Consider the following 21235-nt stretch of genomic DNA (forward strand, 5'->3'; position numbering starts at 1 on the left):
CCGCCCGTGTCCGCGCCGCCACGCCATCACCCTCGGATTGGATCATGACCACCTCGCCCTTCGCCGTGCCCTGCGACCGGATCGCGATCACCGGCATCGGCTGCCGCCTGCCGGGACACGCCAACGACCACCGGACCTACTGGCGCAACCTCGTCGAGGGCCGGGACTGCCTCACCGCGACACCCGCCGACCGCTACGACACCGGCACGCTCGGCAGCCGCGACCGCTCCAAACCGGGCCGCCTGATCGGCGGCCGGGGCGGCTACATCGACGGGTTCGACACCTTCGACCCGGACTTCTTCGGCATCAGCCCGCGCGAGGCCGAGCACATGGACCCGCAGCAGCGCAAGCTCCTGGAGGTCAGCTGGGAGGCCCTGGAGGACGGCGGCCTGCGCCCCGGCGAGCTGGCCGGCCGCGACGTCGGCGTCTACATGGGGGCCTTCACCCTCGACTACAAGATCCTCCAGTTCGCCGACCTCGACTTCCGCACGCTCGCCGCGCACACCGCCACCGGCACCATGATGACGATGGTCTCCAACCGGATCTCGCACTGCTTCGACTTCCGCGGCCCCAGCGTCTCGATCGACACCGCCTGCAGCTCCTCCCTGGTCGCGGTGCACCTCGCCTGTCAGAGCCTGCTCCGCGGCGAGACCGAACTCGCCCTGGCGGGCGGCGCGTTGCTGCACATGGCGCCGCAGTACACGATCGCCGAGACCAAGGGAGGCTTCCTGTCCGCCGACGGCCGCTCACGCGCCTTCGACGCCTCCGCCGACGGCTACGTCCGGGCCGAGGGAGTCGGCGTGGTCGTCCTCAAGCGGCTGTCGGACGCGCTGCGCGACGGCGACCCGGTGCACGCCGTCATCCTCGGCAGCGGCGTCAACCAGGACGGGCGCACCAACGGCATCACCGTCCCCAGCGCGGACGCCCAGGTCACCCTGATCGAACGGGTCTGCGCCGAGGCCGGGGTGGTGCCCGGCAGCCTCCAGTACGTCGAGGCGCACGGCACCTCCACCCCGGTCGGCGACCCGATCGAGGCGGCCGCGCTCGGCCGGGTGCTGGGCGTCGGCCGCCGCCCGGGCGACCGCTGCTACGTCGGCTCGGTGAAGACCAACATCGGGCACACCGAGGCCGCCGCCGGCGTCGCCGGGCTGATCAAGACCGCCCTCGCCCTCAAGCACCGGCGGATCCCGCCGCACCTCAACCTGGAACGGCCCAACCCCGGCATCGACCTGGCCGCGCTGCCCTTCGACATCCCGACCGCCCCGGTCGACTGGCCCGAGCACGACGGGCCGGCCCGGGCCGGCGTCAACTCCTTCGGCTTCGGCGGCACCAACGCGCACGTCCTGCTGGAGGAGGCGCCGAGCGCCGGGCCCGCCGCCCCGGCCCCGCAGCCGGCCTGCACCGTGCTGCCGCTGAGCGCCAAGGACGCCGCCGGACTGCCCGAACTCGCCGCCGGAATCCGCCGGGAGCTCGCCGCCGGGGTGCCGCTCGCCGACCTCGGCCACACCCTGGCGCACCGGCGCCAGCACCTGCCCGAGCGGCTCGCGGTGGTCTACTCCACGCAGGACGACCTGGACGAGGCGCTGGCCGCCCACGAGCGCGGCGAGGCGCACCCCAGGGTGCTCCAGGGCCGCGCCCGGGAGCGCCAACAGCGCCGCCTGGCCTGGGTGTTCACCGGCATGGGCCCGCAGTGGTGGGGCATGGGCCGGGGCCTGTACGAGAACGAACCGGTCTACCGGGCGGCCGTCCAGGCCTGCGACCGGGAGATCCGCGAGCAGGCCGGCTGGTCCCTGCTCGACGAACTGCACCGCGACGAGGCCGACTCCCGGATGGCCGAGACCTGGCTCGCCCAGCCCGCCAACTTCGCCGTCCAGCTGGGCCTGTCCGCGCTCTGGCGCAGCCACGGCCTGCGCCCCGACGCGGTGGTCGGGCACAGCACCGGCGAGGTCGCCGCCTTCCACGAGGCCGGGGTGTACGACCTGGCCGACGCCGTCCGGGTGGTGCTCGCCCGCAGCCGCCTCCAGCAGCGGCTGGCCGGCACCGGCACCATGCTCGCCGTCGGCCTCCCGGAGGCCGAGGCGGAGCGCCGGATCCGCCCGTACCGCGCCCGGGTCTCGCTGGCGGCCGTCAACAGCCCCTCCGCCGTGACCCTGGCCGGCGACACCGACGCGCTGCGCGAACTCGCCGAGGACCTGCGCGGCCAGGAGGTGTTCACCCGCTTCCTGGAGGTCGAAGTCCCGTACCACAGCGTGCGGATGGACCCGATCCGGGACGAGCTGACCGCCGCGCTCGCCGCGCTCAAGCCCAACGAGGCCCGGCTGCCGCTCTACCTCACCGCCCGCGAGGGCCTCGCCCGCGGCCCCGAACTCGACGCCGGGTACTGGTGGCACAACGTCCGCAACCCGGTGCGCTTCCGCGCCGCCGTCGAACGGATGGCCCAGGACGGGCACGGCCTGTTCCTGGAAATCGGCCCGCACCCGGTGCTCGGCCACGCGATCCGCGAGTGCGTCGACGGCGCGCACGCCCTGGCGTCCATCCGCCGGCACGCCGACGAGCCCGCCTGCTTCACCCGGTCGCTCGCCGAACTGCACACCCTGGGCGTCGAACCGGACTGGCGCGCACTGCACCCGGCCGGCCGGCCGGTGCCGCTGCCCGGCTACCCGTGGCGGCGCGACCGGTACTGGGTCGAGCCGAGCGCCGTCCGGCAGGTCCGGCTCGGCGAGGTCGACCACCCGCTGCTCGGCCGCCGCACCGCGAGCGCCCAACCCGCCTGGACCACCGCACTCGACCCCGAGCGGCTGCCCTACCTGGCCGACCACCGGATCGAGGGCCAGGTGGTCTTCCCGGCGGCCGGGTACCTGGAGATGGCCGCCCAGGCCGTCCGCGCCCTCACCGGCGGCACCGAGGTGGTGCTCGCCGAGATCGAGCTGAACCGGGCCCTGTTCCTCTCCGACACCGAGCCCACCCCCGTCCAGCTCGGCTACGCCCCGGAGGACGCCCGCTTCACCATCGCCTCCACCCCGGCCGGCGGCGAACCGGTGGTGCACGCCGGCGGCCGGGTCCGCACCGGCCAGCGCCGCGCCCACGGGCCGGCGCTGGACGCCGAGGCGATCCGCTCGCGCGGACAGCGCTTCGACGGCCCCGACTGCTACCGGCTCCTGGCCGCCCGCGGCTACGACTACGGGCCCGCCTTCCAGGCCGTCCAGGAGGTGTGGGCGAGCCCCGGCGAGGCACTGGCCCGGATCAGCCCGACCGACCGGCTCGGCCCCGAGGCGGCCGACCACCAACTGCACCCGGTGCTGCTCGACGCCTGCTTCCAGACCCTGCTGGCCACCCGGCTGCTCACCCCCGAGGACGGCGGCGTCCGGCTGCCGGTGTCCATCGAGGAGGTCCGGCTCGACCAGGTCGGCGACCGGCCGCTGTGGGCGCACGCCACCGTCACCCGCGAGGGCGGCGGCGAACTCGTCGGCGACCTCGCCCTGTACACCGAGGACGGCACCCCGGTCGGCCGGATCACCGGCTTCCGGGTCGCCGACGTCGCGCAGGCCCCCGCCTCGGTCGGCCTCGCCACCATTGACGGCTGGCTCACCGAACTCGCCTGGACGGACGCCCCGGTCGCGCCCGCCGACCAGGACCTCGGCGACCTACTGCTGTTCGCCGACGCCGGCGGCCTCGCCGAACGCCTCGCCGCGCTGGCCGCCGAACGCGGCGCCCGCTGCCACCTGGTCCGGCCCGGCACCGGCTACCGGTCCGGCGACGGGCGCTCGACCGTGCGCCCGGACTCCGCCGAGGACCTCACCCGGCTCCTCACCGACCTCGGCCCCGGCTACCGCACCGTCGTCCAGCTGTGGAACCTCGACCAGCCCGCCCTCGACACCACCACGGCCGACCGGCTCGGCCAGCTCGCCACCCTCGGCGGCTACGCGCTGATCGCCCTCGCCCAGGCCCTTCCCGCCGCCCTCCCGGACGCCCGGCTGCACATCGTCACCCGGGGCACCCAGGCCGCCGACCCCGCCGACCGGGTCGAGCCGCTCGGCGCACCCGCCTGGGGCATCGGACGGGTGCTCTGGCAGCAGGAACTCGTCGCCCAGCGCGGCACCCTGATCGACCTCGACCCCGCCGCCGACCCGCTCGACCAGGCCGAGGCGCTGCTCGCCGAACTCGCCTCCCGGGACGAGCAGGAGATCGCGCTGCGGGCCGGCCACCGCCGCACCAGCCGGCTCCGCCAGGCCGAGGGCCTCACCCGCCCGCTGCCGCCGGTCCTGCGCCCCGACGGCAGCTACCTGGTCACCGGCGCGTTCGGCGCGCTCGGCCGGCTGCTCTGCCGCACCCTGGTCCGGCGCGGCGCCCGGCGGCTGATCCTGGTCGGCCGCACCGCGCTGCCCGAGCGCGACCAGTGGTACCGGACCGACCCCGCCAGCCCGGCCGGGGAGCGGATCGCCTTCCTGCGCGAACTCCAGGCGCTCGGCGCCGAACCGCTGCTCGCCCCGGTCGACGTCACCGACGAGACCGCCCTCGCCGCCTGGCTCGCCGACTACCGGCAGCGCCAACGCCCGCCCATCCGCGGGGTGTTCCACCTCGCCGGGCAGGTCAAGGACGTGCTGGTGCCGCAGATGGACCGGGCCGCCTTCGACGCCGGATACGCCCCGAAGGTGGTCGGCGGCCACCTGCTGCACCGGCTGCTGCGCGACGAACCGCTCGACCACTTCGTGCTGTTCGCCTCCGTCGCCTCGCTGCTCACCACCGCCGGGCAGACCAACTACGCGGCCGGCAACGCCTTCCTGGACGCCCTCGCCCACCACCGCCGGGCCGCCGGCCTGCCCGCGCTCAGCCTCGACTGGGGCCCCTGGGCCACCGGCATGATCGAGGAACTGGGCCTGGTCGCCCACTACCGCGACGCCCGCGGCATGAGCTCGCTCCCGCCGGACGCCGGCACGGCCGTGCTGGAACGCGTCCTCGGCCAGGACCGCGCCCAGCTGCTGGTCGCCACCGTGGTCGACTGGCCGACCTTCCTCGCCTGGTACCCCGCGCCGCCGCCGCTGGTCGCCGACCTGGCCGCCAGCGCCGCCGAGCAGGCCCCGGCCGAGACCGGCGGCTTCCTGGACGCCTACCGCACGGCGGATCCGCCGACCCGGCACCGGCTCGTCACCGAGCGGTTCACCGCCGCCGCCGCGGCCGTGCTGCGGATCGGCGCCGAGCGGATCGCCCCGGACACCAGACTCGGCGCGCACGGCCTGGACTCGCTGCTCGCGATGGAGCTGCGCGCCCGGGTGCACGGCGAACTGGGCGTCGCCCTGCCGGTGGTGGCGCTGCTCAGCAACGGCACCGTCGGCGACCTGGTCGACCTGCTCGTCGCCGGCCTGGCCGAGCGGCTCGACGCCGAGGGCGGCCCCGAGCAGGCCGAGGTCGAGCTGCACACCGACGAGGCCCGCTACCCGCTCACCCACAACCAGCAGGCGCTGTGGTTCCTGCGCCAGCTGCACCCGGACGGTTTCGCCTACAACATCGGCGGCGCGGTGGAGGTGCGCGCCGAGCTCGACCCCGAGCTGGTCTTCGCCGCCTTCCGCGCGCTGGTCGCCCGGCACCCCGGGCTGCGGGCCGCCTTCACCGCGGAGGAGGGCCGGCCGGTCCAGCGGATCCGCCCGGAGGCGGTGGCCGACACCGGACTGTTCGACGTCGAGGGCCGCCCCTGGGAGGAGATCCACGCGCTGATCGTCGCCGAGTACCGGCGGCCGTACGACCTCGCGAACGACCCGCTGGTCAGGCTGCGGCTGTTCCGGCGCGGACCGGACCGCTGGGTCCTGATGAAGGCCGTCCACCACATCGTCTCGGACGCGATCTCCACCTTCACCTTCATCGAGGAGCTGTTCGAGGTCTACGAGGCGCTGCGCCAGGGCCGCACCCCCGAACTCCCCGCCGTGGCCGCCCGCTACCTCGACTTCCTCAACCACCAGAACCGCTTCCTGGCCGGCCCCGACGCCCGGCGGATGCTCGACTACTGGCGCGGCCACCTGCCGGCCGAGATGCCCGTCCTCGCCCTGCCCACCGACCGGCCCCGGCCGGCCGTGCAGACCCACAACGGCGCCTCGGCGTTCTTCCGGCTCGACGCCGACCTGACCGCCCGCGTCCACGAGCTGGCCCGCGCGCACCACGCCACCCCGTTCATGGTGCTGCTGAGCGCCTACTACCTGCTGCTGCACCGCTGGTCGGGCCAGCAGGACATCGTGGTCGGCAGCCCCGTCACCGGCCGCACCCAGGAGGAGTTCGCCTCCGTCTACGGCTACTTCGTCAACCCGCTGCCGCTGCACGTCAGTTTGGCCGGGGAGCCGACCGTGGCCGAGCTGCTGGCCCGGGTGCGGGAGAGCGTGCTCGGCGGCCTGGACAACCAGGAGTACCCGTTCCCGCTGCTGGTCGAGCAGTTGGGGCTCCAGCACGACCCCAGCCGCTCGGCGGTGTTCCAGGCGATGTTCATCCTGCTCACCCACAAGGTCGCCGTGGAACGCTTCGGCTACCGCCTGGAGTACATCGAACTCCCCGAGGAGGAAGGACAGTTCGACATGACGCTGTCCGCCTACGAGGACCGCGGGGACGGCTGCTTCCACTGCGTGTTCAAGTACAACTCCGACCTCTTCGACGCCGCCACCGTCGAGCGGCTGGCCGCGCACTACCGCAACCTGCTGGACGCCATGACCAGCGCCGGCACCGACCGCCCGGTCGGCCGGCTGCGGATGCTCGACGAGGCCGAACGCCGCCGCATCCTCACCGGCTTCAGCGGCGCCGACCGGCGGGCCGACCACGACACCCCGGTGCCCGAACTCGTCGCCAAGGCCGCCGCCGAACACCCCGAGGCCGTCGCCGTCACCTCCCCCCGCCCGGACGGCGTCCGCCGCCTCACCTACGGCGAGCTCGACCGGCGGGCGCAGCGGACGGCCCTGCGGCTGCGCGAACTGGGCGTCGGCGAAGGCTCGGTGGTCGCGGTCTGCCTGGACAAGTCACCCGAGCTGATCGTCGTCCTGCTGGCGATCTGGCGGGCCGGCGCCGCCTACCTGCCGCTCGACCCCGGCCACCCGGCCGACCGGCTCGCCTACCAGGTGACCGACGCCGGAGCCGCCCTCGTCGTGGTCGCCGAACGGAACCCGTTCGGCACCGAAGCGCCCGTCCGCCCCGTCACCCTGGACGAACTCGACCGGCCGGCCGCCGAGAGCGGCCCGCTGCCCGCCGCCGACCCGGACCGCCCCGCCTACGTCATCCACACCTCCGGCTCCACCGGCCGCCCGAAGGCCGTACGGGTCGACCACCGCAACCTCGCCGCCGTCACCGCGGGCTGGCGCGCCGAGTACCGCCTCGACACCGAGGCCCGGGTGCACCTCCAGATGGCCGGGACCGCCTTCGACGTGTTCTCCGGCGACCTCGCCCGGGCGCTGAGCACCGGCGGCACCCTCGTCCTGGTCGACCGCGACCTGCTGTTCGACACCGCCCGGCTGTACCGCACCATGCGCGAGGAGGCCGTCGACTGCGGCGAGTTCGTGCCCGCCGTCGCCCGCGGCCTGCTGGCCCACTGCGAACGCGAGGGCCTGCGGCTGGACTTCCTGCGGCTGCTGGTCGTCGGCTCCGACTCCTGGAAGGCCGCCGAGCACCGGAGGCTGCGCGCCCTGTGCGGGCCGGATACCCGGCTGGTCAACTCCTACGGCCTGACCGAGGCCACCATCGACACCAGCTACTACGAGGGCGGCGCGGACGCCCTGGAGCCCGGCCGGATGGTGCCGATCGGCCGGCCCTTCCCCAACAGCGCGCTGTACATCCTCGACCACTACGGCGAGCCGGTACCGCCCGGAGTGCCCGGCGAGCTGTGGATCGGCGGCGCCGGTGTCGCCGCCGGCTACCCGAACGACCCGGAGCAGACCACCCGGCGCTTCACCACCCTGGAGCTCGACGGCCCGCCCGTCCGGCTCTACCGCACCGGCGACCTCGGCCACTGGGACGCCCACGGCACCGCCCACCTGCTCGGGAGGATCGACAACCAGGTCAAGGTGCGCGGCCACCGGATCGAGATCGGCGAGATCGAGGCCCACCTCACCGCCCGCCACGAACTCGCCCAGGCCTGCGTGACGGTCCGTCGGGACGCCACCGGCGAAGCCGTGCTGGCCGCCTACCTGGTCCCCGCCGAGGGGACCACCCTGGACCGCCGGGAACTGCGCCGCCACCTGGCCGAGCACCTGCCCACCGTGATGATCCCGTCCCACCTCACCGAACTGCCCGCCCTGCCGCTCACCCCCAACGGCAAGGTCGACCTGGCCGCCCTGCCCGAGCCCCGGATCGACACCGGCGACGCGCAGCACGAACCGCCCGTCACCCTCTACGAGATCCGCACCGCCGAGCACTGGAGCAACCTGCTCGGCGTGGCGGAGGTCGGCCTCCAGCACGACTTCTTCGAACTCGGCGGCAGCTCCATCCGGCTGATCGAGCTGATCCACCACCTGCAGACCGAGTTCAACATCAGCATCCCGGTCGGCCTGCTCTTCAAGGTCACCACCCTGCACGGGATGGCCCGCACGCTGGAGCAGATCATCACCGGCGAAGTCGCCGGCGGCCAGCCGTACCTCTGGTTCAACCCCGGGGCGCCCGAAGGGCGGACGGTGTTCTGCTTCCCGCCGGCCGGCGGCCACGGCCTGGTCTACCGCCAGCTCGCCGCCCACCTGCCCGACCACCGGCTCGCCGCCTTCAACTACCTCGCCGGCGACGACAAGACCGCCCGCTACGCCGACCTGGTCGAGGAGCTGGAGGAGTCGGGGCCGTACGTCCTGCTCGGCTACTCGCTCGGCGGCAACCTCGCCTTCGAGGTGGCCCGGGAGCTCGAACGCCGAGGCCGTACGGTCAGTTCCGTCCTGGTGGTGGACTCCTACCGGATCCCCGAGCCCTTCGAGCTCGGCGAGGAGCACCTGGCCGTCTTCGAGCGCGAACTCCACGAGCACCTGCACCGGCACACCGGCTCCCGGATCGTCGCCCAGGAGACCCTCGAACAGGCCCGGGACTACCTGGCGTTCTGCAGCCGAACCCCCAACCTGGGCGTCCTGAAGGCCCCGCTCAACGTCGTCTGCGAACGGGACCGGCTGGCGCTGCACGCGGGCGGCGAGCACGGCTCCTGGCACGGCGCCTCCAGCGCCGGCACCGCCGTCCACTCCGGCCACGGCAGCCACGCCGAGATGCTCGACGCCGAATTCGCCGCCCGCAACGCCGAACTGGCGGGCGCCATCCTGGCCGGAGGCACCGCCGATGGCCGGGCCTGAGCGCGGACCGGACTGGTCGAGCCGGGAGCGGGCCCCCGGGGGCCCGCCCCGGGTCATCGTGATCGGCGCGGGCATCGGCGGGCTCTCCACCGGCTGCTACGCGCAGATGAGCGGGCTGGAGACCCGGATCTTCGAGAAGCACGTGCTGCCCGGCGGCTGCTGCACCGCGTGGTCCCGGCACGGCTACCTGTTCGACTACTGCATCGACTGGCTGATCGGCACCGCCGAGGGCACCGGCGCGAACCAGGTGTGGCGCGAACTCGGCGCCCTCGACGGCAAGTCGATCACCCGCTTCGACGTCTTCAACCGCGTCGTCGACGAACACGGCCGCGCCGTCACCTTCTACGGGGACCCGGACCGGCTGGAACGGCACCTGCTGGCCACTGCCCCCGGCGACGCCAAGTCGATCCGGGCCTTCTGCCGGGACCTGCGCCGCTTCGCCGCCATCGACCTGCCCTGGGACCTCACCCCGCCGCCGCTGCGCGGCCCGGCCGAGCGGCTGCGCACCCTGCGCACCGTGCTGCCCGCGTTCCGGCTCTTCTGGCGGACCGCGACGACCCCGATGAGCGGCTTCGCCGAGCGCTTCCAGGACCCCCTGCTGCGGCGGGCACTGCCCAACATGTTCCTCCAGGAACCGGCCGGCTTCCCGCTGCTGCCGTACCTGTACACCTTGGCCGCCGCGCACAACGGCAACGCGGGCTTCCCGCAGGGCGGTTCGCTCGGGCTGGCCCGCTCGGTGGAGGAGCGCTACACCTCGCTCGGCGGGGTGATCGGCTACCGCTGCCGGGTGGAGCGGATCCTGGTCGAGGGGGACCGCGCCGTCGGCGTCCAACTCCGGGACGGCTCCCGGCACTTCGCCGACCACGTGGTGGCCGCCTGCGACGGGCCGACGGTGCTCGATCGGCTCCTCGAAGGCCGCTGGTCCAGCCCCGCCACCGACCGGCTGTACGGCGAGCTGCTGGACAAGCCCGGCAACCTGTACCCGGCCGTGGTCTCGGCCTTCGTCGGCGTGGACGGCCCGCTGCCCGAGGGCGAACCGCACAGCACCACCTACCTGCTGCCCCCCGAGCAGGGCGCCCGGCTGCCCGGCTCGCTCCAGCGCAGCCTGGTCGTCCAGATGCGCTCGGACTACGCGGAGGGCTTCGCGCCGCCCGGCAAGTCGGTGCTGCACTGCACCTACTTCAGCGACTACCGCTCCTGGAAGGACCTGCGGGTCAGCGACCGCCGCGCCTACCGGGCGCGCAAGCAGGAAGTCGCCGCGTTCGTCCGGGAGTTCCTGGAGCGGACGTACCCGGGGCTCGGCCGCCGGATCGAACTCGTGGACGTCGCCTCCCCGGTGACCACCGAGCGGTTCACCGGCAACACCTACGGCAGCATCCTCGCCTGGCAGGCCTTCTCCGAGGCCGAGGACGCCGCCAACCGGCTGGTCAACCGGGACCGGATGCGGCTGCCCGGGCTGCGCGGCTTCTCGATGGCCGGCCAGTGGGCCGGCCTCGGCGGTCTGATCCGCGCCGCCACCAGCGGCCGGTACGCCGCGCAGTACCTCTGCCGGGAGCTCGGCCGGCCGTTCCGGGCCTGGCCCAGTGACAACCAGGAACCTTGGCACGCAGGCAAGTTGGGCAAACTGCCGCAACTCGACCGGGCCACCGTGGGAGTGCCGGAATGACCGGAACGAGTACCAGCAGGCAGACCATGGTGATCGTCGGGGGCGGGCTGGGCGGCCTGTCGACCGGCTGCTACGCGCAGATGAACGGCTACCGCACCACCGTCCTGGAGATGCACGAACTCCCCGGCGGCTGCTGCACGGCCTGGGACCGCGGCGAGTTCACCTTCGACTGCTGCGTGAGCTGGCTGCTCGGCAGCGGCCCGGGCAACGAGATGCACCAGATCTGGCTCGAACTCGGCGCGCTGCAGGGCAAGGTGATGCGCAACTTCGACGTCTTCAACGTGGTGCGCACCCGGGACGGCCGCGCCGTCTACTTCTACTCCGACCCCGACCGCCTCGAAGCGCACCTGCTCGACCTCGCCCCGGAGGACGCCCGGCGGATCCGGCAGTTCTGCGAAGGGCTGCGCAAGTTCCGCCGCGCCCTCGTCCGTTACCCCTTCCTCAAGCCGGTCGGACTGATGGGCCGGGCCGAGCGCTGGCGGATGCTCGCCTCCTTCCTGCCGTACTTCAACGTCATCCGGCGCTCGATCACGGTGCTGATGAGCGACTACTCGGCGCGCTTCCGGAGCCCGCTGCTGCGCGAGGCGTTCAACTTCATCCTCTACGAGAAGCACCCCAACTTCCCGGTTCTGCCCACCTACTTCCAACTCGCCTCGCACGCCGGGCAGTCGGCCGGGGTGCCGGAGGGCGGCTCGCTCGGGCTGGCCCAGTCGATCGAGCAGCGCTACCGGCGGCTCGGCGGCGAGATCAGCTACAACACCAAGGTGGCCGAGATCCTGGTCGAGCAGGACCAGGCCGTCGGGGTGCGGCTGAGCGACGGCCGGGAGATCCGGGCGGACATCGTGGTCGCCGCCTGCGACGGACGCACCACCATGCTGGACCTGCTCAAGGGCCGCTACCTGAACGACACCTACCGGCGGCTGTACACCCGGACCATCACCGAGCCCGGCATGGTCTTCCCCGGCTACCTCACCGTCTTCCTGGGCCTGCGCCGCCCCTTCCCGGCCGGGGACCCGTGCACCACCTACCTGTTGGAGGACGAGGTCGCCGACCGGCTCACCGGCATCCGCCACCCCAGCATCAACGTCCAGTTCCGCAGCCGCCACTACCCCGAGCTGTCGCCCGCCGCGACGACCGTCGTCTACGCCAGCTACTTCTGCGACATCGCCCCCTGGCGGGAGTTGAGCACCGGCCCGGAGCAGGCGCCGCGGCTGCGGCGGGGCGAGGAACTGCACACCCTGCCGGTGGGGCGCGGCCGCGAGTACCAGCGCGAGAAGCGGCGGGTGCGGGACGCCATCGTGGAGTTCCTGGACGGGCACCACCCCGGTCTGCGGGACGCCGTCGCGGTCAAGGACGTGTCCACCCCGCTCACCCAGGTCCGCTACACCGGCAACTACGACGGCACGGTGCTCGGCTGGCAGCCGTTCGTGGAGAGCGGCGAGACGCTGGAGGAGGAGATCAAGCGCAACGGGCCCGGGCTGCCCGGCCTGGCGAACTTCTACCTCTCCGGCGTGTGGGCGACCACCGGGGGACTGATCCGGGCGGCCGCCGCCGGTCGGCACGTCGTCCAGTTCATCTGCCGCGACGACGGCCGGCCGTTCACCGCCGCCGTGGACGACAGCGCGCCGCCGCCCACCCTGGTCATCGAACCGGTCGGGCCCGCCGACCGGCGGTTTGGAGTCACCTCATGAGGGTCGAGAAGTGGGTCGTCCGCGAGCACGTGGACGGCGTGCCGGACGTCGAGCGGATGTACCGGAAGGTGGTCGAGGAGGTGGACGTCCGCCTCGCCGCGGACGAGATGCTGCTGCGGACCAGGTACGTCTCGGTCGACCCGTACCTCCAGGGGATCGCCCTGGACACCCCGATCGGCGACCACATGGGCGCGGACTCCATCATGGAGGTGGTGGAGGCCGGGCCGGACGCCGCCTTCGCCGTCGGTGACCTCGTGCAGGGCTTCGGCGGCTGGCGCAGCCATGTGATCAGCAACGGCGCCCCGGCGCTCTGGCAGACCGGCACCTTCCCGATGGTCTTCCCCGCCTACCGGCGGCTGGACCGGGGCGACTACGACGACGCCCTGCCGCTCTCCACCGCCCTCGGCGTCCTCGGCGGCCCGGGGATGACCGCCTGGGGCACGGTCGAGAAGTTCCTGAAGGTCCGGCCGGGGGACACCGTGCTGGTCAGCGGGGCGTCCGGGGCGGTCGGCTCGGTGGTCGGACAGCTGGCCCGGCACCGGGGGGCCCGGGTCATCGGCACCACGGCCACCCCGGCCAAGGCCGCCCGGCTGCGTGAGCTGGGCTTCGACGCGGTCCTGCTCTACCGCGACGGCGACGACCCCGAGCGGCTGCGGGAGGAAATCGCCAAGCTCGCCCCGGCCGGCATCGACCGCTACTTCGACAGCCTCGGCGGGGCGCTCACCGACGCGGTCTTCTCCCAGCTCGCCGTGGACAGCCGGGTCGCGGTCTGCTGGCAGTGGGGCAGCCAGGTCGGCGGCGACTGGGCGGGCCCGCGACTGCTGCCGATGATCATGTTCCCGCGCACCACCATCCGCGGCATCTTCTCGCTGGAGTGGTTCACCGAGGAGAACTGGTCGGCGCTGCGGCAGGAACTGGGCGCCCTCGTCCGCAGCGGGGACCTCGGCTACCAGCAGACCGTCCACCGGGGCTTCGACAACATCCCGGCCGCCTACCGCAGCCTGTACGTGGACCGCTCCGCGAGCCGGGGCAAGGTGCTCGTCGAACTCTGAGCCGGGCGGTCCGCGGGGCCGGCCGGGGCGGGCGGTTCGTGGGCCCGCCCCGGCCGGGCGCAGGTCAGTTCAGGGTGAACCAGGTGGAGCGGGACTTCTTCCACTCCGGCTGGGCGAGGTCCTTGGCGGCGGTGCCGTCGCCGTACAGGTCGGCGGAGCCGTCGTCGGTGATCAGCTGGGCCCGGGCGCCGGGGGCGTCCAGGTTCGGCACGTCCGGGACGGCCTCCCAAGCGCCGGCGTCGCTGGTCGGCAGGTCGACCAGCTTGACCGGCTGGGAGCCCGGCTGCCCGTTCCAGCGGTAGAGGGCGTACGGGGCGGAGTTGTCCTCGGCGGACCAGGAGCCGGCCACGATCAGGTACTGGCCGAGGTCGTTGCGGCGCAGGTCGCGGATGGAGAGCCCGCCGAGGTCCAGCTCGACCGGCTCGCCGAAGGTCGCGTGCGAGGCCGAACCGGACAGCAGCGACGGGAGGTTGGTGACCGGGACGAGCAGCGCGCGGCCGCCGGTGACCGCCGGGGTCAGCGGCGCGCGGAAGCCGATGTACGCGGTGGTGGTGCTGCCCGGGGCGAACTCCAGCCCCTCGACGTTGAATCCGTCGATCTGCTTGGGCGCCTGCCCGTCCGCCGCGCCCGCCGCGAAGCCGTAGCGGTCGCCGTGGGCGCCGTCCCAGGCGATCAGGTCGTCGCGCAGGCCGTGGTACGAACCGGCCAGCGACAGCTGGGTGTTGGCGCCCGAGCCGGTGACCTTCGTGGTGAACACGGTGTGCCGGTCCGGCTTGACCTTGCCGTCCTTGTTGTTGCCGAGCGAGCCCGTCCAGTAGATCGTGTCGCCGACCCGGGCCGCGGCCTCGATGTCGATCTCCTTGGAGACGCCGAGCGCGGAGCTGAAGTCCCAGGTGCGGACCGGCGCGCCGGAGGCGTTGCGGTCGTACAGCCGCAGCACGTTGGACTCGTCGTCGCCCACCAGGATGTAGCCGCCGCCCGCGTCCACCGCGGCCGAGGCGTCGCTGGAGCCGGTCAGGTAGCGGCTGGCGGCCGGGAACTGGACGGCGGGGGAGGCCGCGTAGTGCAGGGTGCGGGTCGCGGTCTTGCCGCCCAGGCCGGTCACCTTGATGGTGAGGTCGGTGTAGCCGACGCCCTGCGCGGCGACCGCCAGGGTGCGGGTGCCGCCGGTGCCCGTCACCGCCACGTCGCCGGTCCGCGCGACGGCGCTGCGGGTGCTCGCCGAGGCGGCGACGGTCAGCGCCGAGGTCGCGGCCCCGCTCTGCGCCACCGCCACGGACACCGTCGGATCGCCGGTGGCGCCGACCGCGCCGGACAGGTAGCCGGCCGAGAAGGTGATCGTCGGAGTGCCGTACGAGGCCGCGGAGGCCGGGACGACCGGCAGGGCGAGTACGGGCACCGCCGCGACGGCGACGGCCAGCGGCAGCAGACGGCGGGGGGAACGGGACACGGTGACAGCCCTTCGACGCACGGGGAGGAGCGGGGGCGGTGCGGATCCGGACCAGCCTGGGCGGCCGCGGCGAACGCCAACCCTACGCCGGAGAACCGGACGGCGAACAGCAGGCCTCCAACGGCGGGCGGGAGTTGGCGCGGAAGCCCGCTAGCCTCGGATTCCGGCCGTGTGCAGCCGGCGGCGGACCTCGTCCCACTCCGGGGTGACCGGCGCGGTCGACCGCGCGCCGACGCCCCGGTCCTTGAAACCGCTGGACGTCGACACGCACACCACCGGCCCCTCGGCCTCCCCGAGGCCCTCGACGCCGCCGAGGCTGCGCAGCCCCGCGAGCCCGGCCGCCGCGGACAGCTCCGTCCAGAGCCCGGAGCGGGCCAGTTCGGCCTGGGCGGCCGCGAGTTGGCCGTCGTCCAGGGTCAGCACCCGGCCGCCGCTCTCGCGGACCGCGACCACGCCCCGGTAACCGCCGACCGGGGAGGCGATCGAGTACGCCTCGCTCGGCCCCACCGTCACCCGGGCCGCCGGCAGGCCCTGGCGGACGGCCAGGGCGAGCGGCGCGCCGGACGCGGACTCGCAGGCGACGATGCGCGGCACCCGGTCGGCCAGGCCGAGCCGGTGCAGTTCGCTGAAGCCCTTCCAGACGCCGAAGAGCAGCTCCCCGTAGCCGGTGGGCACGAACACCGCGGCCGGCACGCCGATGTCCCGGAAGATCTCGTACGCGACGGTCTTGTAGCCCTCGGGGCCGTACGCGTGGCCGGTGTGGGTGGTGGTGAGGTTGCTGACCGGGTGCAGGCCCAGCCGGTCCACGACCTGCCGCAGCAGCGGCCAGCGGGCCTCCCACGGCACCGGCAGCACGACGGCGCCGTAGGCGTTGAGGAACGCGTCGACGGCCGGCGGCAGGTCGGGCCCGGTGAACACCACGCAGCGCAGCCCGGCCCGGGCGGCGTAGGCGGCGGCGGACGCGCCGTGGTTGCCGGAGGAGGCCACCGCGATCCCGGGCGCGCCGACGCCCACGGCGGCGCTGGTGGTGCAGCGGTTCAGCCGGTCCTTGTGGCTCCAGGTCGGGTTGCGGGCCTCGTCCTTGACGTACACCCCGGGTTCGAGCTCGACCAGCGGCGTGCCGCCCTCGCCCAGGCCCGGCGCGAGCAGCGGCGGCAACAGGGGGGCCCACCGCTCCAGCCCGCCGCGCGGCGCCCCGGCGTCCGCCCCCGGGGCGAACAGGGCGGCCGCGTCGGCCTTGAGGTAGGCGTAGTCGACCTCGACGGGGTAGGACACGTCCTCGGTGCCGGTGCGGGGACAGCCCGCGGTGAGCGGGGGCCACAACGGGTAGTCGAGGGTGGGATCGCCGAGGGAGCGCTGGCCGGTTGCGAGGGAGCCGTCTGTCGCCATGTCAGGAGCCTAACCGGACCTGCGGCGCCCGGTCCGGCGGATTTCGGGGCCCGGTGGGCGGGGGATGGCGGGCCTCAGGGGTTCCTGCGGCCGCTACTGGCCCTGCCGGACGGCCGAGACGTCGAACTCCAGGACGACCTTGTCGCCGACCAGGACGCCGCCGCTCTCCAGGGCCGCGTTCCAGGTCACCCCGAAGTCCTTGCGGCTGATCGTCACCGAACCCTCCAGGCCCACCCGCAGGTTGCCCTGGGGGTCGACGGCGTTGCCGGTGTACTCGACGTCGATGGTGACCGGGCGGGTGACGTCCTTGACGGTGAGGTCGCCCGTCACCCGGAACTCGCCGTCCCCGCGCGGCTCGATTGCCGTCGTGGTGAAGGCGATGGTCGGGAACTTCGGCACGTCCAGGAAGTCGTTGGTGCGCAGGTGCTGGTCGCGCTGCTCGACGCCGGTGTCGATGCTGTCGGTCCGGATCGTCACCCGGGCGGTGGAACGGCCCGGGTCGGCGCCGTCCAGGTGGGCGCTGCCCTCGAAGGCGGTGAAGGAGCCGCGGACCTTGGTCACCATGGCGTGGCGCGCCACGAAGCCGATCCGGGTGTGGGCGGGGTCGAGGACGTAGTCCCCGGTGAGATCGGACAGGGAGACGGTCATGGTCGGCTTACCTCCTGGGCCTGTGTGGGGCCTCTGCGGGGAATCGCGGGGGCAGGGTCCTCGGGGGTCGCCGACCTCGGCGGCGGTGCCGCCCCGGTCGCCCCGGACCACGCTAGGTGCTGCGCCCCGTCCCCGCCCGTCGGGCCCGGGCCGCTGTCTTCCACGCGGGTGCCCCCGCCCGGGTGGAAGACAGCGGCATGGGTTCAGCGGTGGCTCGGGAACTGCACCACCTGCTGGTAGGTCGGACGGTTCTGCCAGGTGGTCTTGTCGTCCGTGACACCGCCGAGCGGGCGCTGGATGATCGTGTCGGCGCACCACTGGTCGCCGGCGGAGCAGTCCGCGTCGCCCGGGTAGACCTGGGCCGGGGTCTGGGCGGCCGCCCGCTTCAGGGTGTCCAGCAGCACGCCCCGGCAGGCCGCCAGATCGCCCCCGCCGCAGTACGGGCGGGCCAGCGGGCCGGCCACCTGGTCGCCCAGGACGGACCGCAGGTCCTTGTCCAGGTAGCTCCACCAGCCGTACTGGAAGGCCGAACCCTTGTGCGGGATCGCCTCGTTGGCACTCACGGGGCCGCCGCTGCCGGGACCGGTCTGGCCGCCGGAGGGCGACTCGTTGATCTGCAGGGCGCCGGTCAGGGCCGTGAACAGCTGGTCCCCGAGGCCGGGTCGCATGACGCCCTCCGCGACCAGCGGCCACCAGGCGTCCAGGACGCGGATCGCGGCGGCGTCGGCGTAGCCGTGGCTGCCGGGCGACGTCTCCTTCCGCTGGGCGCCGCCGGCCAGCCAGGCCTCCAGCTGCTGGAGCGCGGTGGCGGCGGCCGGATCGGTGACGGGGGCGCTGCGCAGCACCCGGATCAGGTCCGGCAGGACGTCCTCGGCGCGCAGGTCGGCCAGGGCGGCGCCGGCCATGGCCTGGGTGAGCGAGACCCGGCTCGCCTTGCCGCCGTTGCGCAGCAGCGCCTTGACCCGGTCGTCGAGCAGGTTGCCGCGGTGCACCGAGCCGTTGCCGAACCCGGCCGAGGTGAAGCCGTCGGCCTGCTTGTTGTTCCAGGAGATGTAGTAGTCCTGGTTGACGGACTGCGGGTGCTCGGCCGCCGGGGTGTACCGGGCGGTGTTGGTGGCGGGGTCGAAGTCGGCCCACTCGTAGGCCGGTTCGGCGCGCAGCGGCAGGCCGGGGTCGACCCCGGGGGCGCGTACGGGGTTGCTGCCGGAGTTGTAGTACGCGATGTCGCGCGAGTCGGCGTAGAACCAGTTGAAGGTGTAGTTGATGTCCTGCGCGGCCTGCTGGAAGCCCGCCGCGTCGTGCACCGCGCCCGGGTCGTTGAGCTCCTGGAAGCCGATGATGGAGTCCGCCTCGTGCCGGTAGGTGGAGCGCAGCGAGGTGAAGGCCACCGGGGCGCCGCCGACCGTGCCGCGGGCGGTCACCAGGCCGTACCTGCTGCGGTACATCACCAGGGTGTAGGAGCCGGCGGCGGTGGAGTCGGCGGTGGTCGGGTTCCAGGTGTTCTTGCGTTCCAGCCGGTCGAAGGGGACGCACTGGCCGTGCCAGAGGTAGGAGTTGGCGGCGGTGGTGGCCGGGGAGCCGTCGGTGGTGCAGAGCGGGACGGCGTAGGTGTCGGTGATGTCCTGCCCGGCGGAGGTGGCGCTCCAGGCGTAGTCCTGGCCGCGGCCGAGCTGCACGTAGAAGCTCAGGCCGGCGAAGGCCGCGCCGCGCGCGCTGATGCCGGGGCCCTGGATCTCCTCCAGCATCAGCAGCTGCGGGGCGAAGTAGCCGGTCTGCGGGCCGAACACGGCCACCGGGTGGCCGTCGTCGGTGTGGGCGCCGGAGACCAGCAGGGCGTTGGACATGCCGTGCTTGGCGGTGAGCAGGTTGCCGGGCAGCACACCCGGGGCGGCGGTCCTCGCGGCGCCGGCGCCCGTGCCGGTGGCGTCGTAGATCATCCGCTCGGGCACCACCGAGCCGGGGTCGGGCAGCGCCTCGCCCTGCGGGGCGTCGGGGACCGGGGCGTAGGGGAAGCGCTGGCCGTCGTGCAGGGTCTGGACGGCCTCCGGGTCGTCGGCCTCGCGCAGCGACTTCCAGACCGCGTCCCCGGCGTCCTTGCCGTAGCGGGCCTCGGCGGCCGACTTGACCTGGGCGGAGGCGAGTTCACCGCCGCCGCCGGAGCCGAACAGGGCGCCGACCACGGAGGCCAGGGCGACCAGGTCGGTCAGCTTGAACGGCTCGATCGACCCGGCGTTGGTGATCGGGTCGATGTGCCCGGTCAGGTCGTACTCGCCGGGGAAGGTGCGGGCGTTGTACGACTCCTTGGCGTACTGGTTGATGCCGTCGAGGTAGGCGTTCGCGTCGGTGAGGGCCTGGGCGGCCCGGCCGCCGCGGGCCGCCAGGGCGTCGATCTGCTGCTGCAGTTCCGCCTCGGTGTACGGCGCGGCCTGCCAGAAGCTCTGCTCCAGCTGGCGGTTGGCGGCGGCGCCGCCGGCGAAGCCGGACAGCTGGCCGCGGCCCACGTGCCGGAACAGGTCCATCACCCACAGCCGGTCCTGGGCGGCGGCGTAGCCCGCGCCGTACTCGGTGCCGTAGCGGGTGGTGCCGGTGATGTGCGGGACGCCGGTGGCCTTGTCGCGGACGATGGTGACGTCGGCGCGCGGGCTGATGGTGCTGGCCACCTGGTCGGCGGGGACGCCGAAGGAGGCGTCGTTGAAGAAGTCGCGCAGCTTGGCCTCGGTCAGGCCCGGGTAGCCGGAGGCGAGGGCGGCGTACGGGCCGAGCTGGTCGTCGGTGTGGGCGGGGCGGCTGCCGAACATCCGGTTGAGCAGGATCTCGGCGAGCGTGGCGTTGCCGTTCTCGCCGGGCGGCAGGATGTCCCGGCAGTGGCCGCCGCAGTAGTCGGCCGCGGTGGCGGTCGGGGCGGCGGGGGCGGCGGCGGTGGGGGTGGTGGTCAGGGCGGCGGTGACGAGCAGGGCCGACGCTGCGGCGGCGGCCGGGAAGCGCAGGGGGTGGGGGCGTAGGCGCAAGGGGAGCTCCTCCGTCGAAGCCACGGGAGCTCGACGGTAGGGGCGTTACTGACCGGTTGGCTAGTGGCGTGCATGCCATTTCCGGTGTGGTGCAGTGGAGTTGGTGATCCGTCGGGACCGTCTACCGCTTACGGCCTACCGCCTACCGCCCGGCGGCGAGGCGGGTGGCGAGGTGGGCGGCGGCGGTGGCGGCGTCGGTGCGGGGGAGGCGGGGGTGGAGGTCGGCGAGGAGGTGGTGGAGGCCGTCGCGGATCGGGCCGGGGGCGGTGGCCACCGAGCCGGTGAGGACCAGGGGTTCGGCGGGGGCGGCGGTGGCGCGGGCGAGGTCGGCCAGGTGGTCGGCGGCGGTGTCGGCGATGGCACGGGCGGCCGGGTCGCCCTGCTCGGCGAGCCGGGAGACCAGCGGGGCGAGGGTGGCGAGCCGGCGGGGCGGGCCGGCGTAGGCCCAGTGGAGCAGGGCGTCGGGGGAGTCGGCGGCGCAGTGGGCGCGGACGGCGGTGCCGAGCGGGCCGGCCGGGTCGGCGTGGGCGTGGCGCAGGGCCTCGCGGCCGAGCCAGAAGCCGCCGCCCTCGTCGCCGAGCAGCCAGCCGAGCCCGCCGCTGCGCGCGAGCGTGCGGGCACCGGCGAGCCGAACGCAGATCGCGCCGGTGCCCGCGATCAGGACGGTGCCGTGGCCGTCGGTGACGCCGCCGGAGGCCAGGGCCGGGACGGTGTCGGGGACGAGCCGCACCGGGTGGCGGAGGCCGAGGGCGGCCCGGCAGCGCTCGGCGAACGCGTCCGGGTCCGGTAGGGAGCGGTACCCGGCGAGGCCGATCAGGCAGGCGGCGATCCGGTCCGGGCCGCGCCCGTCGAGGGCGGCCGTGACCGCCGCCGCCAGTCGGCCGAGCGCCGGCTCCGGCCCCTCTCCGGCGGGGTTGGCGCCGGGGCTCTCGCCGCGGCCCCGGACGGCGCCCGCGGCGTCCAGGAGGACGGCGCGGGTGCGGCTGCCGCCGGCGTCGACGCCGAGGTGGAGGGTGGTCATCGGGCGCCTCCGGTGCGGGCTCG

At 74.3% G+C, this 21235-nt stretch carries 9 protein-coding genes; 4 read left to right on the top strand and 5 right to left on the bottom strand.

Translation table 11 applies throughout. The features are described from left to right. The first annotated feature begins 44 nt into the window (after positions 1-44). From ACFVHI_RS16150 to ACFVHI_RS16165, 4 genes are read left to right on the top strand one after another with little or no spacing between them, the layout of a single operon-like run. Positions 45-9287, top strand: a complete 9243-nt coding sequence (locus ACFVHI_RS16150) for an amino acid adenylation domain-containing protein (RefSeq protein ID WP_380339614.1) — start codon at positions 45-47, stop codon at positions 9285-9287. Then, positions 9274-10953, top strand: coding sequence for a phytoene desaturase family protein (locus ACFVHI_RS16155; RefSeq protein ID WP_380339617.1), 1680 nt, complete (start codon positions 9274-9276; stop codon positions 10951-10953). Before ACFVHI_RS16150 ends, ACFVHI_RS16155 begins: the two co-directional genes overlap by 14 nt. After that, a complete protein-coding gene (locus ACFVHI_RS16160) occupies positions 10950-12644 on the top strand; it encodes a phytoene desaturase family protein (RefSeq protein WP_380339620.1) in 1695 nt (564 codons plus the stop codon). The genes ACFVHI_RS16155 and ACFVHI_RS16160 overlap by 4 nt, the downstream gene beginning before the upstream one ends. Beyond that, complete coding sequence (locus tag ACFVHI_RS16165; protein WP_380339623.1) at positions 12641-13696, top strand: zinc-binding dehydrogenase; 1056 nt, start codon at positions 12641-12643, stop codon at positions 13694-13696. The genes ACFVHI_RS16160 and ACFVHI_RS16165 overlap by 4 nt, the downstream gene beginning before the upstream one ends. 64 nt (positions 13697-13760) lie before the next feature. Here the strand turns inward: ACFVHI_RS16165 and ACFVHI_RS16170 are convergent, their stop codons facing one another. From ACFVHI_RS16170 to ACFVHI_RS16190, 5 genes are all read right to left on the bottom strand, one after another. Beyond that, complete coding sequence (locus ACFVHI_RS16170; protein WP_380339626.1) at positions 13761-15146, bottom strand: hypothetical protein; 1386 nt, start codon at positions 15144-15146, stop codon at positions 13761-13763. A gap of 150 nt (positions 15147-15296) precedes the next feature. Beyond that, positions 15297-16535: a pyridoxal-phosphate dependent enzyme gene (locus ACFVHI_RS16175; RefSeq protein WP_380339629.1), complete on the bottom strand. Its 1239-nt coding sequence runs from the start codon at positions 16533-16535 to the stop codon at positions 15297-15299. Positions 16536-16628: 93 nt separating this feature from the next. Further along, a complete protein-coding gene (locus ACFVHI_RS16180; RefSeq protein ID WP_380339632.1) occupies positions 16629-17183 on the bottom strand; it encodes a YceI family protein in 555 nt (184 codons plus the stop codon). 203 nt (positions 17184-17386) lie between these two features. Next, positions 17387-20191, bottom strand: a complete 2805-nt coding sequence (locus tag ACFVHI_RS16185; protein ID WP_380339635.1) for a penicillin acylase family protein — start codon at positions 20189-20191, stop codon at positions 17387-17389. 142 nt (positions 20192-20333) lie between these two features. Then, on the bottom strand, positions 20334-21212 hold the full coding sequence (locus ACFVHI_RS16190; RefSeq protein WP_380339637.1) for an N-acetylglucosamine kinase: 879 nt from the start codon (positions 21210-21212) through the stop codon (positions 20334-20336). Between the last annotated feature and the right edge of the window lie 23 nt (positions 21213-21235).

Origin of the sequence: Kitasatospora sp. NPDC127121, assembly GCF_042677305.1 — a bacterium.
Classification (GTDB): domain Bacteria; phylum Actinomycetota; class Actinomycetes; order Streptomycetales; family Streptomycetaceae; genus Kitasatospora.

Coding starts and splice junctions, on each gene's coding strand:
- ACFVHI_RS16150 (WP_380339614.1), top strand. CDS start 45: ATGACCACCTCGCCCTTCGCCGTGCCCTGCGACCGGATCGCGATCACC.
- ACFVHI_RS16155 (WP_380339617.1), top strand. CDS start 9,274: ATGGCCGGGCCTGAGCGCGGACCGGACTGGTCGAGCCGGGAGCGGGCC.
- ACFVHI_RS16160 (WP_380339620.1), top strand. CDS start 10,950: ATGACCGGAACGAGTACCAGCAGGCAGACCATGGTGATCGTCGGGGGC.
- ACFVHI_RS16165 (WP_380339623.1), top strand. CDS start 12,641: ATGAGGGTCGAGAAGTGGGTCGTCCGCGAGCACGTGGACGGCGTGCCG.
- ACFVHI_RS16175 (WP_380339629.1), bottom strand. CDS start 16,535: ATGGCGACAGACGGCTCCCTCGCAACCGGCCAGCGCTCCCTCGGCGAT.
- ACFVHI_RS16180 (WP_380339632.1), bottom strand. CDS start 17,183: ATGACCGTCTCCCTGTCCGATCTCACCGGGGACTACGTCCTCGACCCC.
- ACFVHI_RS16190 (WP_380339637.1), bottom strand. CDS start 21,212: ATGACCACCCTCCACCTCGGCGTCGACGCCGGCGGCAGCCGCACCCGC.